The organism is Rhodopseudomonas palustris, from assembly GCF_013415845.1.
In the GTDB taxonomy this organism is placed as follows: domain Bacteria; phylum Pseudomonadota; class Alphaproteobacteria; order Rhizobiales; family Xanthobacteraceae; genus Rhodopseudomonas; species Rhodopseudomonas palustris_F.
Genome location: NZ_CP058907.1, coordinates 918,741 through 934,167 on the forward strand (window position 1 = coordinate 918,741; position 15,427 = coordinate 934,167).

Annotated in this window: 15 protein-coding genes; 6 read left to right on the plus strand and 9 right to left on the minus strand. The window is 64.2% G+C overall.

The window, feature by feature from the left end:
• Positions 1 to 31 precede the first annotated feature (31 nt).
• Positions 32 to 619: a GNAT family N-acetyltransferase gene (locus HZF03_RS04245; protein ID WP_012494521.1), complete on the plus strand. Its 588-nt coding sequence runs from the start codon at positions 32 to 34 to the stop codon at positions 617 to 619.
• 97 nt (positions 620 to 716) lie between these two features.
• On the plus strand, positions 717 to 1,370 hold the full coding sequence (locus HZF03_RS04250; protein WP_119018451.1) for a hypothetical protein: 654 nt from the start codon (positions 717 to 719) through the stop codon (positions 1,368 to 1,370).
• A gap of 132 nt (positions 1,371 to 1,502) precedes the next feature.
• On the opposite strand, the gene HZF03_RS04255 is transcribed toward HZF03_RS04250, so the two are convergent.
• The 5 genes from HZF03_RS04255 to HZF03_RS04275 form a co-directional block, all read right to left on the minus strand.
• Complete coding sequence (locus tag HZF03_RS04255) at positions 1,503 to 1,994, minus strand: F0F1 ATP synthase subunit B family protein (protein ID WP_011156595.1); 492 nt, start codon at positions 1,992 to 1,994, stop codon at positions 1,503 to 1,505.
• A 5-nt stretch (positions 1,995 to 1,999) separates the two neighbouring features.
• Positions 2,000 to 2,557, minus strand: coding sequence for a F0F1 ATP synthase subunit B (locus tag HZF03_RS04260; RefSeq protein WP_011156596.1), 558 nt, complete (start codon positions 2,555 to 2,557; stop codon positions 2,000 to 2,002).
• A 57-nt stretch (positions 2,558 to 2,614) separates the two neighbouring features.
• Positions 2,615 to 2,842 (minus strand): F0F1 ATP synthase subunit C, encoded by a 228-nt coding sequence (locus tag HZF03_RS04265; protein ID WP_009796340.1) that lies wholly within the window; start codon positions 2,840 to 2,842, stop codon positions 2,615 to 2,617.
• Between the two features lie 48 nt (positions 2,843 to 2,890).
• Positions 2,891 to 3,637 (minus strand): F0F1 ATP synthase subunit A, encoded by a 747-nt coding sequence (locus tag HZF03_RS04270; RefSeq protein ID WP_011156597.1) that lies wholly within the window; start codon positions 3,635 to 3,637, stop codon positions 2,891 to 2,893.
• 69 nt (positions 3,638 to 3,706) lie between these two features.
• Entirely contained in the window at positions 3,707 to 4,093 is a 387-nt protein-coding gene (locus HZF03_RS04275; protein WP_119018499.1) for an AtpZ/AtpI family protein, read from the minus strand.
• A gap of 302 nt (positions 4,094 to 4,395) precedes the next feature.
• Between HZF03_RS04275 and HZF03_RS04280 the strand changes: the two genes are divergently transcribed.
• Genes HZF03_RS04280 through HZF03_RS04290 form a run of 3 tightly spaced genes read left to right on the plus strand, consistent with a single transcriptional unit; the run spans position 4,396 to position 6,146 of the window.
• Positions 4,396 to 5,019 carry a 2-hydroxychromene-2-carboxylate isomerase gene (locus HZF03_RS04280; RefSeq protein WP_119018450.1) on the plus strand — a complete coding sequence of 208 codons (624 nt, stop codon included), beginning with the start codon at positions 4,396 to 4,398 and terminating at the stop codon, positions 5,017 to 5,019.
• A gap of 45 nt (positions 5,020 to 5,064) precedes the next feature.
• Complete coding sequence (locus HZF03_RS04285; RefSeq protein WP_119018449.1) at positions 5,065 to 5,649, plus strand: hypothetical protein; 585 nt, start codon at positions 5,065 to 5,067, stop codon at positions 5,647 to 5,649.
• Positions 5,650 to 5,672: 23 nt separating this feature from the next.
• The gene (locus HZF03_RS04290) at positions 5,673 to 6,146 is read left to right on the plus strand and encodes a secondary thiamine-phosphate synthase enzyme YjbQ (RefSeq protein WP_119018448.1); all 474 of its coding nucleotides are present in this window, start codon (positions 5,673 to 5,675) and stop codon (positions 6,144 to 6,146) included.
• A 197-nt stretch (positions 6,147 to 6,343) separates the two neighbouring features.
• Here HZF03_RS04290 and HZF03_RS04295 read toward each other — a convergent pair whose 3' ends face one another.
• A complete protein-coding gene (locus HZF03_RS04295; RefSeq protein WP_012494525.1) occupies positions 6,344 to 8,008 on the minus strand; it encodes an MFS transporter in 1,665 nt (554 codons plus the stop codon).
• A 336-nt stretch (positions 8,009 to 8,344) separates the two neighbouring features.
• Between HZF03_RS04295 and HZF03_RS04300 the strand changes: the two genes are divergently transcribed.
• On the plus strand, positions 8,345 to 9,022 hold the full coding sequence (locus tag HZF03_RS04300; protein WP_011156603.1) for a response regulator transcription factor: 678 nt from the start codon (positions 8,345 to 8,347) through the stop codon (positions 9,020 to 9,022).
• A gap of 162 nt (positions 9,023 to 9,184) precedes the next feature.
• On the opposite strand, the gene HZF03_RS04305 is transcribed toward HZF03_RS04300, so the two are convergent.
• The 3 genes from HZF03_RS04305 to HZF03_RS04315 form a co-directional block, all read right to left on the minus strand.
• Positions 9,185 to 12,694, minus strand: a complete 3,510-nt coding sequence (locus HZF03_RS04305; protein ID WP_119018447.1) for a hybrid sensor histidine kinase/response regulator — start codon at positions 12,692 to 12,694, stop codon at positions 9,185 to 9,187.
• Positions 12,695 to 12,882: 188 nt separating this feature from the next.
• Entirely contained in the window at positions 12,883 to 14,112 is a 1,230-nt protein-coding gene (hemA, locus tag HZF03_RS04310; protein ID WP_011156605.1) for a 5-aminolevulinate synthase, read from the minus strand.
• A 220-nt stretch (positions 14,113 to 14,332) separates the two neighbouring features.
• Complete coding sequence (locus tag HZF03_RS04315; RefSeq protein WP_119019705.1) at positions 14,333 to 15,397, minus strand: MBL fold metallo-hydrolase; 1,065 nt, start codon at positions 15,395 to 15,397, stop codon at positions 14,333 to 14,335.
• Positions 15,398 to 15,427: the final 30 nt, after the last annotated feature.

Sequence of the window (15,427 nt, forward strand, 5' to 3'; positions counted from 1 at the left end):
CCGCCGACTCTGCGGGTCGGGAGTGCCGTCCATGGCGCTGTTTCGTATGCCATCCGTCGGGCCCGCTGCGCTGGCGCCGCGCGGCAATGGGCTGTTGCTGCGCGCGCCGCAGATGGCGGACTTTCCGCAATGGGCCGAGCTGCGTGAATACAGCCGGGCCTATCTGACGCCGTGGGAGCCGATCTGGCCGTCCGACGACCTGACCCGCTCCGGCTTTCGCCGCCGGCTGCGCCGCTATTCTGAAGATGTCGCCTCCGACCGGTCCTACCCGTTCCTGGTGTTTCGCGAGCACGACAACCAGCTGGTCGGCGGGGTGACCCTCGCCAATGTCCGCCGCGGCATCGTCCAGGCCGGCACCATCGGCTATTGGATCGGCCAGCCGTTCGCCCATCAGGGCTATATGACGGCGGCGCTCCGCGTGCTGCTGCCGACGCTGTTCGGCGAACTCAATCTGCACCGCGTCGAAGCGGCCTGCATCCCGACCAATGCGCCATCGATCCGGGTGCTGGAGAAGTGCGGCTTCACCCGCGAGGGGTTGGCCCGGCGGTATCTCTGCATCAACGGGGTCTGGCAGGATCACCTACTGTTCGGGTTGCTGCACGACGATTTCCGCGGTTGATTCGGCCGGTCCGGGAGCACCTGCCGCCTTTGGTTCGCCGGCATTGCTTTGCTATAACCCCGCCGGTCGAAACGAATTGGACAGCCGGGTAGGGTGAATGGCTCAGGAGATTGAACGGGTGTCGTCGCGGCACCGGATCGGACGCGCGGCGCGCGCCACTGTCGCGGTGGCGATCTGCGGCAGTGTGCTTGCGGCGACGCCGGCGTGGTCGCAATCGATCACCGATCGTTTCAAGAGCTTGTTTGGCAGCTCCGAGAAGGATCAGGCGCCGACCGTGTCTAACGGTCCGCCGGTCGAGAGCCAGCTGACCTGTCCGTCGGTGACGGTACGCTCCGGCGCCTCGACCTACGCGGTCGGCCTGCCGGGCAAAGAGGCCAGCGGCTCTGATCTGCGCTATCAGGCGGTGATCAGCCGCACCGCCCGCGAATGCAATCTGAACACCGGCGTCATCACCGCCAAGATCGGCGTCCAGGGCCGGATCATCGCCGGCCCGGCCGGCGCGCCGACCTCGGTCGACGTGCCGCTGCGCGTCGCGGTGGTGCAGGAGGGCGTGTCGCCGAAGACGGTCTTCACCAAGGCCTATCGCACCAGCGTCTCGATGCAGCCGGATGGCAGCGTGCCGTTCAGCCTGGTGGCCGAAGATGTCGCCTATCCGGCACCGTCGGTCTCGGACAACGATGCCTATGTGTTCTATGTCGGCTTCGATCCGCAGGCGTTGAAACCGGAGCCGAAGGCGCGCAAGCGGAAATAGCCTGACGTTGATGGGATCGGTGCAACGCCGGTCCCGCCAGTACCCGGGGCGGCAGCACCTCACGCGGTAAACAAAACAAAAAGGCCGGCGCGATTGTTTCGCGCCGGCCTTTGATTTGTAACAGGCGTCAGCTCAGTTGAGCTTGCCGCGGACTTCCTGGATGCCCTTGCTGAGCAGCTCGTCGGCCAAGTTGCCCTTGACCGATTCCGACAAGATCCGCGAGGCCGCCGCCACCGCAGCTTCCGCAGCCGCCGCGCGAACGTCGGCGAGCGCCTGGGCTTCGGCCAGGGCGATCTTGCTCTCCGCGGTCTTGGTGCGGCGAGCGACGAAGTCTTCCAGCTTGGCCTTGGCTTCCGCCGCGATCCGTTCGGCATCGGCCTTGGCGCTGTCGACGATCGCCTGCGCTTCGCGTTCGGCCGAGGCGCGGCGCGCCCGGTAGTCGGCGAGCAACTTGGCGGCCTCGTCCTTCAGCTTGCGCGCTTCGTCGAGCTCCGCCTTGATCCGGTCGCGACGCTTGTCCAGCGCCTGCAGCACGGTGCGGTGAACGCCCAGATAGGCGAACACGCCGAGCAGAATGACGAACGCAATAGCGACCCAGGTTTCTGCTTCTCCGAAGATTGCCATCAGCCTCAGCCCTTCAACGAAGCGTCAACCGCGCTGTCCACCGCCTTGCTGTCCGGCGTGACGCCGGCGAGCTGCTGGACAATCGCCGAGGCGGCGTCCGAAGCGATGTTGCGCACGTTACCCATCGCGGCAGTCCGAGTCGTTGCGATGGTTTTCTCGGCGTCGGCGAGCTTCGCCGCGAGCCGCTGTTCCAGCGTCTTGCGCTCGGCTTCCGCCTGCGCATTGAGCTTTTCACGGGTTTCCGCGCCGATCGCCTGAGCCCGGGCACGGGCGTCGGCGAGTTCGGCCTCATAGGCTTTCAGCGCGTCGTCCGCTTCGCCCTTCAGCTTCTGAGCCGCCGCCAGATCGCCGTCGATGGTCTTCTGCCGCTCTTCGATCACACCGCCGACTCGCGGCAGTGCGATCTTGGAAACGATCAGGTAGAGCGCAACGAATGCGATCGCCAGCGACACCAGTTGCGAGGCAAAGGTTTCCTGCTGGAAGGGCGGGAACGGCGCCTTGTGGCCTCCGCCCGCTTCCGTGTGGGCAGTGGTGCCCTTGGCGTCGCCATGACCTTGAGCCACGGGCTTCTCCTGTTCGGCCGGTCGCGACCCCGGAAGGTCAGGACCGGATTTTGGATCTTAGAGGGCGAACAGCAGCAGCAGCGCGATCAGCAGCGAGAAGATGCCGAGCGCTTCGGTCACCGCGAAGCCGAAAATCAGGTTGCCGAACTGGCCCTGGGCGGCCGAGGGGTTGCGCACCGCAGCGGCGAGGTAGTTGCCGAAGATGATGCCCACGCCAGCGCCGGCGCCGCCCATGCCAATGCAGGCAATACCAGCGCCAATGTACTTCGCGGCAATCGGATCCATGTAACGAACTCCTGTTGGGGTTGGGTGTAGTCGTTTGCGAGTGGGTCTTTAGTGGCCCGGATGAATTGCATCGTTGAGATAGATGCAAGTCAAAATGGCGAACACATAAGCCTGCAGGAACGCGACCAGCAGCTCCAGCGCGGTCAGCGCGATGGTCAGGCCGAGCGGCAGCACGGCGCCGAACCAGCCGACGACGCCCAGTGCGCCGAGCATCGCCACGAAGCTCGCGAACACCTTCAGCGCGATGTGGCCCGCCAGCATGTTGGCGAACAGACGCACCGAGTGCGAAACCGGCTTGAGGAAGAACGAGATCACTTCGATGAAGACGACCAGCGGCAGGATGTAGATCGGCACGCCGGAGGGCACGAACAGCTTGAAGAACTTCAGGCCGTTCTTGGAAAACCCGTAGATCAGCACCGTGAAGAACACCAGCAGCGCCAGCGCGACGGTGACGATCAGGTGGCTCGACACCGTGAAGGTGTAGGGCACGATGCCGATCAGGTTCGACACCGCGATGAACATGAACAGCGAGAACACCAGAGGGAAGAACTTCAGGCCTTCCTTGCCGGCCGTCGACCGTATCATGTTGGCGACGAATTCGTAGGACAGCTCTGCGATCGACTGGAGCCTGCCCGGCACCAATTGGCGGCCCGGAACCAGCATCAGGATGGCGATCAGCGCCACCGTGCCGAACATGTAGGCCGACGAGTTGGTGAACGCGATTTCTTGTCCGCCAACGTGACCGAGGGTGAAGAGCTTGGTGATCTGGAACTGATGGATCGGATCGGCGGCCATTCGTCTCTCAGTCTGTCGGTGTCGCGAGCTTGCGCGGGATTCGAACGATCGGTGCGCCTTGGATCCCGCTCAGAGTCGCTCGGACTGTTTCGCCATGACGCCCGCTGCCCGCATCACATTGACCACACCGGCGATGAAGCCGATCAGCGCAAACGCGATGAGACCCCAGGGCGAGGTCGAAAACAAACGATCGATACCCCAGCCGAGAGCCGCTCCGCCGAGAACGCCCGCAATCAACTCCGAAGAAAGCCGAAAACCGAGCGCCATCGCCGAAGCTTTGGCATGTCCGTTTTCACTTCCTGTTTCGGATTGATCCGTCTGGAGTGTCCGGTTCACCCGAGAATGGGCCAACCGTTGTTCCAGGCTTCCGAGCCGTGCGGAAAGCGCAGCCTCCTCAGGCGATCCGTCGCGTGGTTCATGCGCTCCTCGGCTGCTGTTGTGCGTGTCGTCCGCCATGTCGTGGAGACCCGAACTAGCTACCGCTAACGATGAAATAACGCCCCAGAAACCCTTAAAAGCCGCGCGGACCATACTGACCACCTGTTGGCAAGTCAAGATTCGGTCGCAGCCGCTTACAGCGTTGTTTTGGCTGATTTTATTGAGGATTTGCGAGTCCGTGCGCTAACTTGTCCGCAGTGCATTTGCGGCGGTGCGCCATGATCCGGCTTGCATGGCCTGAATGGCTCTGATCCGATGCGATCGCTTCCGGCGATCCGTTCGCGGCGGTCCCGCGGAAAGCCATCTCTATCGGAGACCGTATGTCGCGCCGGATCGACTACTACTTCTCGTTTCAATCGCCGTGGGCCTATATCGGCCACCAGCCGTTGCGCCGGCTGGTCGAGACTTACGATCTGCGACTCGCCTACAAGCCGGTATTGTTGACCGGGCTGTTTTCCGAGACCGGCGGTATGCCGCTGGCGAAGCGCCATCCGGCGCGGCAGCGCTATCGGCTGGTCGAGCTGCAGCGCTGGCGCGACAAGCGCGGGCTCGACTTCAAGTTGTGGCCGAAGCACTGGCCGTTCGATGCGCGGCTCGCCGACGGCGTCGTGATCGCGGCGCTCGCCGCGGGACACGATCCCGAACCTTATCTGCAGCGTGCTTTTGCCGCGGTGTGGGAGCGCGAGCTCGATCTCGCTCAGCCGGCCGTGCTGATCGAGCTGGCCGATGCGGCCGGTCTGCCTGGCGAAAAGCTGGTCGCGCATGCCGGTTCGGACCAAATTCGCGCCGCTTATGAGCAGAACCGGCTGGATGCGATTGCCGCAGACGTGTTCGGTTCTCCCGCTTACGTGCTCGACGGGGAGGTGTTCTGGGGCCAGGACCGGATCGAACTGCTCGAGGATGCGTTGAAATCCGGTCGCGCCCGGTACCGGCCGACGAACTGAGGCCCCATATAGGCGGGGTCTTGATCGGAAAGGCGGAGCATCCCGATGAGCCTTGCAACCATGGCCGTGCCTTCGGCTGGCCGGCGCCGCCCGCGCCTTGCCGTGCTGACGTTGCTTCTTGTTGTCGGCGGTGGAGGCGGCGCGCTGGCCGAGACGCCGCTGCCGGACAGCGAGAACGGCCGCTACGCATTTAAGCCGTCGGCCGACGGGGTGGTGCGGCTCGATACCCGCACCGGTAAGGTCTCGACTTGCACGGATAAAGGCAGCGGATGGGCCTGCTACGAGATCGCCGACGAACGCGCCGCGTTCGATGCCGAGACCGGACGGCTACAGGCAGAAATCGATCGGTTGAAGAAAGAGGCCGATGCGCTCCGTGCCGCCAATGACAGCCTGAAGGCGCAGCTCGCCAGTGCCGGCCAGCCCAGCGGCAAGACCGATGAGGCTTTGCCGAAGAGCGACAAGCTGCCCCAGCCGCAGATCACCGAGAAGGACGGCCAGCGCAAACTGGAAATCCCGCTGCCGAGCGATCAGGACGTCAATCGTGTGATGGGCTTCCTCGAACGCGCCTGGCGCCGCCTGGTCGAGACCGCCAATCGGCTGCAAAAGGACTTCAGCGGCGACAAGATCTGATCGGCCGCGATGCGAGATCTTCGATGAGTTCATCACGTACTCTCAGCCGCGCGCCGCTGGCGCGCGCGACTGTCACCAGCGTCGCTTCGTCGGCTCTGACGGTGCAGACGGGTGGGACCGGCTTCACCGACATCACGCGCGAGATCGCGGCGTTCGTCGCCGAGGCGCAGGCGAAAGACGGCGGCGTCACCGTGTTCGTGCGCCACACCTCAGCGTCGCTGACGATCCAGGAAAATGCCGATCCGACCGTGCTGACAGATCTAACGACGGTGCTGAACCGGCTCGCGCCGGAGAATGCCGGTTGGCGTCACGACACCGAAGGGCCGGACGACATGCCGGCGCACGTCAAGACGATGCTGACGTCGGTCTCGCTGCAGATTCCGGTGCTGCAGGGCCGGCTCGCTCTCGGCACCTGGCAGGGCGTCTATCTGATCGAACACCGCGCGCGGCCGCATCGCCGAGAGGTCGTACTGCAGTTCATCGGCACGACCGGGTAGTCTCTCTTCTCGATCATTTCGTCTTTGCGAGCGACGCGAACCGATCCAGCACGGTGCACCGAGTTGGATTGGTTCATCGCTTCGCTTCTCGCTATGAAGCTGCGAGGGATATCAGTCTTCTAAAACAAAGCGGCCGCGGATTGCTCCGCGGCCGTTGCTATTTGGACGGTCCGGCTGAGACGCCGGGCCGATGATCATCAGGTCTTGCTGATGTCGACGTTCTTGGTTTCCGGCAGGAAGATCAGGCCGATCACCACAGTGATCGACGCGAACACGATCGGGTACCACAGGCCGGCATAGATATCGCCGGTCGAGGCGACGATCGCGAACGCGGTCGCCGGCAGCAGGCCACCGAACCAGCCGTTACCGATGTGATACGGCAGCGACATCGAGGTGTAGCGGATCCGAGTCGGGAACAGTTCGACCAGCAGCGCCGCGATCGGGCCGTAGACCATCGTGACGAACAGCACCAGGACGAACAACAGTCCGATCACCGCCGCGGTGCTCGAATTGAACACGTCGAACGGGTGCGCCATCTTGATGATCTGCGGGTTGCCGGCCTTCGGGTAACCAGCTTCCTGCACCGCCGCCAGCACCTGCGGGTTGGAGGTCTTGGCGTCGGTGTAAGGCACTTCTTTCTCGTTCACCATCACCTTGACGCCGGAGCCGGCGGGGCCGTTGACGGTGGAGTACTTCACCGAGGACTTCGACAGGAAGTCGCGCGCGGTGTCGCACGGCTTGGTGAAGACGCGGGTGCCGACCGGGTTGAACAGGTCGCCGCAGCCCGCCGGATCGGCGACGACTTGCACCTTCACGGTCTCGATCGCCTTTTCCAGTGCCGGGTTGGCGTATGTCGTGATCATCCGGAATATCGGGAAGAACGACAGTGCCGCGATCAGACAGCCGGTGAGGATGATCGGCTTGCGGCCGATCTTGTCCGACAGCCAGCCGAAGATGATGAAGAAGCCGGTGCCGAGCAGCAGCGACCACGCGATCAGCAGGTTCGAGGTGTAGCCGTCGACCTTCAGGATCGATTGCAGGAAGAACAGCGCGTAGAACTGGCCGGTGTACCAGACAACGCCCTGGCCCATCACCGCACCGAGCAGCGCGATCAGCACGATCTTCGCGTTGCCCCAGTTGGCGAACGCTTCGGTCAGCGGCGCCTTCGAGCTCTTGCCTTCCTCCTTCATCTTCTTGAACACCGGCGACTCGTTGAGCCGCAGCCGGATCCAGACCGAGACGCCGAGCAAGGCGACCGACACCAGGAACGGCACGCGCCAGCCCCAATCGGCGAACGCCACTTCGCCCACGATGGTGCGGGTGGCGAGGATCACCAGCAGCGACAGGAACAGGCCGAGGGTCGCGGTGGTCTGAATGAATGCGGTGTAGTAGCCGCGCTTGCCGGGCGGAGCATGCTCGGCCACGTAGGTCGCGGCGCCACCGTATTCGCCGCCGAGCGCGAGGCCCTGCAGCAGGCGCAGCGTGATCAGGATGATCGGGGCGGCAATGCCGATGGTGGCCGCATTGGGCAGCAGGCCGACGATAAAGGTCGACAGGCCCATGATCAGGATGGTGACCAGGAAGGTGTATTTACGGCCGACGATGTCGCCGACCCGGCCGAACACGATGGCGCCGAACGGGCGCACCAGGAAACCGGCGGCGAAGGCGAGCAGCGCGAAAATGTCCCGGGTGGCCGGCGGATAAGCGCTGAAGAACTGGGCGCCGATAATCGCGGCGAGCGAACCGTACAGATAGAAGTCGTACCATTCGAAAACGGTACCGAGCGAAGATGCAAGAATGACGAAGCGCTCGTCGCGGGTCATTCCACCCGATCGCCTGCTCGTCGCGGCAAGTGTAGCCATCAGCGTCTGCCTCCCTTGGGTTGTGTCGAGGGCTATGTTGTTGTTTTATTTGAGGTCCGAGCCACGGCGCCGGGCGCGCGGCAACGGTCCGTCAGTGTACGGTAACATCGGTACCGTCCTGCGGCATTACGACTTTCGACGCCAAATCCGCTGATAGTTGCGCTTGCTCAATGTTTTTGGGTTGCCGCGAGGGCATGATGGTACGGACAAGGCATTCACGTCCGCCTTGCCAGCCGTCCATCAGAGGGCGACACTTGCCACCCAACTTGCCATCGGTTCGCTTTGGCGGTCCGAGAGCGAAGACGGTTTGGTTCCAGCTTGCGAGTAAGGGACACCATGAGCACCCCCGCCAGCACGCACTTGATCATTGCCGACGACCACCCGTTGTTTCGCGATGCGCTCCGCCTGGCGGTTGCCAGCGTGGTCTCCTCCGCGAAGATCGGTGAGGTCGGTTCCTTCGAAGACCTGACTGCAATGCTCGAGCGCGAGGGCGACGTCGACCTGGTGCTGCTCGACCTCAAGATGCCTGGGATCAGCGGTTTTTCCGGACTGATCTATCTCCGGGCACAGTATCCGGCGATCCCGGTGGTCGTCGTGTCGGCCAGCGACGACGTCGAAACCATCCGCCGCTCGCTCGATTTCGGCGCCTCCGGCTTCGTGCCGAAGCGGTTCGGTGTCGAAAAGCTCGGCGAAGCGATTCTGCGGGTGCTGGACGGCGACGTCTGGGTTCCGCCGGATGTCGATCTGTCGGCTGCGGCCGATCCCGAGACCTCCAAGCTGCGCGATCGGCTGGTGACGCTCACCCCGCAGCAGGTGCGGGTGCTGATGATGCTGTCCGAAGGCCTGCTCAACAAGCAGATCGCCTACGAGCTCGGGGTGTCGGAAGCGACCATCAAGGCTCACGTCTCGGCGATCCTGCAGAAGCTCGGCGTCGAAAGCCGCACCCAGGCGGTGATCGCCGCGGCCAAGATTTCCGGCAGCCAGTGGCGCCAGGAAGAGCCGATCGCGTCGTAAGGGGGCTTTCTTCTTTAAGCACCGACGGCGTCGCGACTGGCATTGCGAGCAAAGCGAAGCAATCCAAAGGCCCTGCGTGGGCCTCTGGATTGCTTCGTCGACTTCGTCTCCTCGCAATGACGCGCCGAACTTAGCCCTGCACCAAATTCCGCATTCGCGCGCTTACTCCGCCGCCACGACCGACTGCTGGGCGTGCCACTGGCTCAGCAGGGCCCGCAGCGAGGCGGCTTTCACTGGTTTGTTCAGCACCGCGATCTCCTCCTGCCGCGCCGAGGCGCGAACGCCCGGACTGCGGTCGGCCGTGATCAGGATCGCCGGGATGCTCTGGCCGAAGCGCTGGCGGATTTCACGAATCGCTGCGATGCCGTTGCCACGATCGAGGTGATAGTCGACCAGAAGGCCGGTGACGCGCTGCTCGCTGCTCTCGATCGCGCGGATCGCGGCCTCCGGATCGGCCACCGCGATCACCTTGGCGTCCCAGGTGGTCAGCAGCGTCTTCATGCCGTCGAGGATCGCCGGGTCGTTCTCGATGCAGACTACCAGGATGCCGCTCATCGAGGCGCGCGACAGCGGCGTCGCGCTGGTTACCGCCGCGGTGTGGTTGACGGCTTCGGCGACCGGCACCGTCACCGAGAAGCACGAGCCGCCGCCGCGGTTGGAATCCAGCGCGATGCCGTGATTGAGCACCCGCGCCAGCCGCTCCACGATCGACAGCCCGAGCCCCAGCCCGCGGGCAATCCGCGCGCCCTGTTCGAGCCGGTGAAACTCCTTGAAGATCTCGCCCCGCTTGAGGATCGGCACGCCGACGCCGGTGTCGTAGATGCCGATGCGGAGCGATTGGCCCTGACGGCGGCAGCCGACCAGAACGCGGCCCTGCGGGGTGTATTTGATCGCGTTGGAGATCAGGTTCTGCATCAGCCGGCGCAGCATCAGCCGGTCCGACTGCACCGGCAGTGAGCACGGCACGAAGGTCAGCTCCAGGCCCTTGGCGCGTGCGGTGGGCGAGAACTCGATCTCCAGCGACCGCATCAGATCGCCGATCACGAAATTCGAGAGCGAGGGCGTCATCGCGCCGGCGTCGAGCCGCGAGATGTCGAGCAGCGCGCCAATGATCTCTTCAATCGCCTGCAGCGACTCGTCGATATTCTCGACCAGCCGCGAGTCTTCGCCGCCGTTCTGGCGCTCGACCAGGCTGGTGGCGTAGAGCCGTGCCGCGTTGAGCGGCTGCAGGATGTCGTGGCTGGCGGCGGCGAGGAAGCGGGTCTTGGAGATGTTGGCTTCTTCGGCTGTGCTCTTGGCGAGCGCGAGCTGCGAATTCAGCCGGGTCAGCTCCTCGGTGCGTTCGCGCACCCGGCGTTCCAGTGTGGCATTGGCACGCTCCAGCGCTTCGGCGGCTTCGAAGCTCGGGGTGACGTCGGAGAAGGTGATCACCAAGCCACCGTCGGGCATCCGGTTGGCGCGGACCTCGACCACCAGATGGCGGTCCGGGAAGCGCTCGATGAACGGCTCGCCCTCTGTAGTATAGGCCGCCATCCGCATCTGGGTATGCGCTTCGGCGTCGATCGGCGCGATGCTGTTGCTGGCGAGGAATTCCAGGATCTCGATCAGCGGGATGCCGATCTGGATGATGTGCGGCGGCAGCCCCAGGATCTCGCCGAACTGCCGGTTCGAGCAGATCAGTTGCAGCTCGGGATTGAACACCGCGATGCCCTGGCGGACGTGATTCAGCGCGGTCTGCAGGATCTCGCGGTTGAAATGCAGCGCGGCGTGGGAGTCATCGAGCAGCTTCAGCGCAGCTTCGGCCGACACCGTGCGCTTGCGGAGCAGCAGCGACAGGACCAGGCGGGACGAGGCCGCGCCGATCGAGGAGGCGATCAGATGCTCGGCGTGTTTCAACAGCTCGAAATCCGCCGGCGCGGCGGGGTCGAGCGTGATGCGGCGGCCGGCGGCGAAGCTGCGGAACGAGTCCCGCGCCCGCTCTGGGCCGAGATATTGCGACACCGCGCCGACGATGTCCTGCACCGTCACGGTGGTGCGCCAGCGCCGGAACGCCGGCGTCATTGGCGTCAGGGCGTCTGGCACGAACACTTCAGCCTGCAGCCGCTCGATCGAGGACGGCTGCCGCAACAGCGACAGCAGGACGTAGGCGACGAGATTGAGCGACAGGCTCCACAGCACGCCGTGGAGCAGCGGCGGCAGATCGGAGCCGAACAGCGCCTGCGGCCGCAGCGCCTCGATGCCCCACGGGCCGTGCTGCAACAGCAGTAGCCCAGTGGTGCTGTTCTCCATGAAGCTCGGGATGAACAGCGTGTAGGCCCACACCGCAAACCCGACCAATAGACCGCCGATCGCGCCGCGCGCGGTGGCGCGGCGCCAAATCAGCCCGCCGAAGAATGACGGCGCGAACTGCGCGATGGCCGCAAACGATAACAGGCCGATCGCCGCGAGCTGCGTGTTGCCGAGCGCCCTGTAGTACAGATAGGCGAGGATCAGGATCGCGAAGATCGCCACCCGCCGGACCGTCAGCAGGAATCTGCCGAAATTGCGCTGTTCATCGGGACGCGGTGCGCCGTGCCGCTTCAGCACCAGCGGCATCACCAGATCGTTCGACACCATCACGGCCAGCGCGACGCATTCGACGATCACCATCGCGGTGGCGGCCGACAGGCCCCCGATGAACACCGCAACGCTCAGCATCGGCGCGTCGGCATCGATCGGCAGCGCCAGCACGTACATGTCGCTGTCGACCTTGCCGAATGGGAATTTGACAAGGCCGGCGAGCGCGATCGGGATCACGAACAGGTTGATCGCCACGAGGTACAGCGGAAACAACCAGCGGGCGCGGCCGACCTCAGCCTCGTTGGAGTTCTCCACCACGCTGACGTGGAATTGCCGCGGCAGCATCATGAAGGCGCAGAACGACAGCGCAGTCATGGTCAGGAAGTTGGCCGGCGAGGTGGAATCCAGCGCGCGGACCGCTTCGGGCATCTGCATCGCCCGTTCGATCAGCGCCGACGGGCTGAACATCCAGAAGGTGACGAAGATGCCGGCGGCCAGGAATGCCACCAGCTTCACGATCGACTCGGTGGCGACCGCGAGCATCAGCCCGTGCTGATGCTCGGTCGCGCTGGCCTGACGGGTGCCGAACAGGACGGTGAACAGCGCCATCGCCATTGCGACGATCAGCGCGATATCGCCGACAATCGGGATGTCGGCGATGTTGTGGTCGTCGCCGAGGATGGTCTGCAGCGACGACGACACAGCCTTCAGCTGCAGTGCGATGTAGGGCACCGAGCCGATGATGGCGATGATCGCCACGGTGGCGGCGACCTTCTGACTCTTGCCGTAGCGGGCGGCGATGAAGTCGGCGATCGAGGTGATGTTTTGCGATTTGGCCAGCCGGATGACGCGGCGCAGCAGCGGGGTGGCGACCAGAACGACCAGGACTGGGCCGACATAGATCGCAAGGAAGTCGAAACTGGAGCGGCTGGCAAAACCGACCGACCCGAAGAACGTCCAGGACGTGCAGTAAATCGCCAGTGACAGCGGGTAGATCAATCCGCCGGCGCGCTCGCGCTGGCCTTGCGAGAGCCGATCGCCCCAGCTCGCGACGACGAACAGAAACCCGATGTAGGCGAGAGCGGCTGCGATCACGCCCCAGTCGTGCAGCATCGCGGTCGTGCTCCCTCGCGTCAGGCGGCAGGCGATTGATCAATCACTTCCCGCGCAGGCCGCCGGATGCTGGCCTGCGGGACGCAATCGCAAGTCTACCAAAACAGAAGGGGCGCCTGCGACAGGGATTTTCCCAGCCGCGGGCGCCCCCGCCGAAAATCGTTACCGCGTCGTGCGAGCGATGCGGATCACTCCGCAGCGATCGCCTTGGCGCCGAGCGGCAGGCCGAGCTCGTTCCAGACCTGCACCAGGGCTTCGGCGAGTGCATCGATCAGCTTGTCGTCGTGATACGGCGACGGCGTGATGCGGAGCCGTTCGAGGCCGCGGGCGACGGTCGGGTAATTGATCGGCTGAATGTAGATGTTGTGCTGTTCGAGCAGCAGATCGGACGCCTTCTTGCACTTCTCGGCGTCGCCGACGAACACCGGCACGATGTGGGTGTCAGTCGGCATCACCGGAATGCCGGCGTTGTTCAGCACCGCCTTGACGCGGGCAGCGCGGTCCTGATGGCGTTCACGCTCCCAGGTCGAGCTGCGCAGATGCTTGATCGCGGCAGTCGCGGCGGCGCAGATCGGCGGCGGCAGCGACGTGGTGAAGATGAAGCCCGGCGCGTAGGAGCGTACGGCGTCGATCACTTCGTTCTTGCCTGTGATGTAGCCGCCGAGACAGCCGAACGCCTTGGCCAGGGTCGCTTCGATGATGTCGATGCGATCCATCACGCCGTCACGCTCGGCAACGCCGGCACCGTGGGCACCGTACATGCCGACCGCATGCACTTCGTCGCAGTAGGTCATCGCGTTGTACTTCTCGGCGAGATCGCAGATCTTCGCCAGCGGCGCGGTGTCACCGTCCATTGAGTACAGACTCTCGAATGCGATCAGCTTCGGTCGGTCGGGACCGGCGGCGATCAGCAGCTCTTCGAGGTGCGCGGTATCGTTGTGGCGCCACACCACGCGCTCGCAGCCCGACTGGCGGATGCCTTCAATCATCGAATTGTGATTGAGCGCGTCCGACAGGATCAGGCAGTTCGGGATCAACTTGCCGAGCGTCGACAGGCCGGTCTGGTTGGAGACATAGCCCGAGGTGAACAGCAGCGCCGCTTCCTTGCCGTGCAGCGAGGCGATTTCCTGCTCGAGCTGCACCAGCGGGTGATGCGTACCGGCGATATTGCGGGTACCACCGGCACCGGTGCCGATCCGCGTTGCGGTCTCGACCATTGCGCCGACCACCTTCGGGTGCTGGCCCATGCCGAGATAGTCGTTCGAGCACCAGATCACAACATCGCGAGGTCCGGAGTTCGAGTGCCACGTGGCATGCGGAAACCTACCGGCCATCCGCTCGAGATCAGCGAACACCCGGTAACGACGTTCGTCGTGGAGGCGGGTGAGAGCGTCTTGAAAAAATTGATTGTACTGCATCGCGATGACCTGTTGGGGAGGCGGATCGAACGACGGAACGCCGTAGAGCCGGCGAAACTATTAGAACTCTTCCATCACCGAAGTCGAGGCGCAATTCGACGATCGAGCTGCGCCTCAAAGCGATCCATATCACCGGTTCTGCAGGGCAAGGCTTGATGAAGATCAATGCCTTGGCTCGAATGCGGCCTTGTCAGGGAATACGCGGACAACGCTGCAAACGTTAAACGTTGGTGAACCGCATCACACCGCCCGTAGTGGGCGCCAGCTGCAAACGGTTCTGCGTCAGCATGTAGTTCACGTGGGCGATCAGCTCCCCGACGGCGAAGCCGGTTTGATGCGCATCGAGCACGTGTTTGTGAAATACCACCGGTACCAGTTCGGCCGAACTCATCGGTTTGGTACGGCAAGCGTCCGCGATCATCCCGCAGCGCTCCTCGTGATGATCGGCCAGCTGCTTGATGCGGGTCTTGACGCCGTGGAACGGCAGGCCGTGACCGGGCAGCACCAGGACGTCGTCCGGCAGGAATGTGTCGAGCTCTGCGAGCGACGAAAGATACGAGCCGAGGGCGTCTTCGTCGGGCTCGTGAGCCCACACGCTGACATTCGGCGAGATCTTGCTCAGCACCTGGTCGGCGGAAAGGAATAGCTTGTCGGCCTCGCAATACAGCATCACCTGATCGGGCGAGTGGCCGGCGCCGGTGATGATCCGGAACGTTCGCTCGCCGACAGTGATGTCCTTGCCCTTGGCGAGCCGACGATACGCTGCCGGCAGCGGCACGGTCTTTTTCAGATAGTCCTGGCCGCGGCCGACGAGTTGGTCGATCACGGCTTCGTCTATGCCATGGCGGCGGAAGAACGCGCGGTTGTTGACCAGCCGTTCTTCGGTGCGACGGTTCTGGTGATACACGCCTTGCAGATACTCGATCTGCGACATGTAGAGCGGACAGCCGAACCGCTGCACGATCCAGCCCGCCATGCCGACATGGTCCGGATGGGCATGAGTGACAATCACCCGGCTGATGCGAAAGCCCGCCAGCGCGCCGTCGAACAGCGTCTCCCAGGCCGCGATGGTCGCATCGTTGCCGAAGCCGGTGTCGACCATCGACCAGCCCTTGCCATCGGCGAGCAGATAGATGTTCACGTGGTTGAGCCGGAACGGCAGCTGCAGCCGCAACCACAGTACGCCCGGCACGATCTCGACCGCCTGGTCGGGGCCGGGGTGACTGTCCTGCAGGTAGCGCAGTTCGTCGTGCGACGTCTCGGTCGCGTCGGTCTTCTTATGCATTCGGCGCGTGCTCCCTGATCCGGCTTACCG

Excerpts from the sequence above, each read along its gene's own strand:
- HZF03_RS04275 (WP_119018499.1), bottom strand. The coding sequence starts at position 4,093 with ATGGCGGACGACACGCACAACAGCAGCCGAGGAGCGCATGAACCACGC.
- HZF03_RS04265 (WP_009796340.1), bottom strand. The coding sequence starts at position 2,842 with ATGGATCCGATTGCCGCGAAGTACATTGGCGCTGGTATTGCCTGCATT.
- HZF03_RS04285 (WP_119018449.1), top strand. The coding sequence starts at position 5,065 with ATGAGCCTTGCAACCATGGCCGTGCCTTCGGCTGGCCGGCGCCGCCCG.
- HZF03_RS04255 (WP_011156595.1), bottom strand. The coding sequence starts at position 1,994 with ATGGCAATCTTCGGAGAAGCAGAAACCTGGGTCGCTATTGCGTTCGTC.
- HZF03_RS04290 (WP_119018448.1), top strand. The coding sequence starts at position 5,673 with ATGAGTTCATCACGTACTCTCAGCCGCGCGCCGCTGGCGCGCGCGACT.
- HZF03_RS04300 (WP_011156603.1), top strand. The coding sequence starts at position 8,345 with ATGAGCACCCCCGCCAGCACGCACTTGATCATTGCCGACGACCACCCG.
- HZF03_RS04280 (WP_119018450.1), top strand. The coding sequence starts at position 4,396 with ATGTCGCGCCGGATCGACTACTACTTCTCGTTTCAATCGCCGTGGGCC.
- hemA (WP_011156605.1), bottom strand. The coding sequence starts at position 14,112 with ATGCAGTACAATCAATTTTTTCAAGACGCTCTCACCCGCCTCCACGAC.
- HZF03_RS04305 (WP_119018447.1), bottom strand. The coding sequence starts at position 12,694 with ATGCTGCACGACTGGGGCGTGATCGCAGCCGCTCTCGCCTACATCGGG.
- HZF03_RS04250 (WP_119018451.1), top strand. The coding sequence starts at position 717 with ATGGCTCAGGAGATTGAACGGGTGTCGTCGCGGCACCGGATCGGACGC.
- HZF03_RS04315 (WP_119019705.1), bottom strand. The coding sequence starts at position 15,397 with ATGCATAAGAAGACCGACGCGACCGAGACGTCGCACGACGAACTGCGC.
- HZF03_RS04295 (WP_012494525.1), bottom strand. The coding sequence starts at position 8,008 with ATGGCTACACTTGCCGCGACGAGCAGGCGATCGGGTGGAATGACCCGC.
- HZF03_RS04245 (WP_012494521.1), top strand. The coding sequence starts at position 32 with ATGGCGCTGTTTCGTATGCCATCCGTCGGGCCCGCTGCGCTGGCGCCG.
- HZF03_RS04270 (WP_011156597.1), bottom strand. The coding sequence starts at position 3,637 with ATGGCCGCCGATCCGATCCATCAGTTCCAGATCACCAAGCTCTTCACC.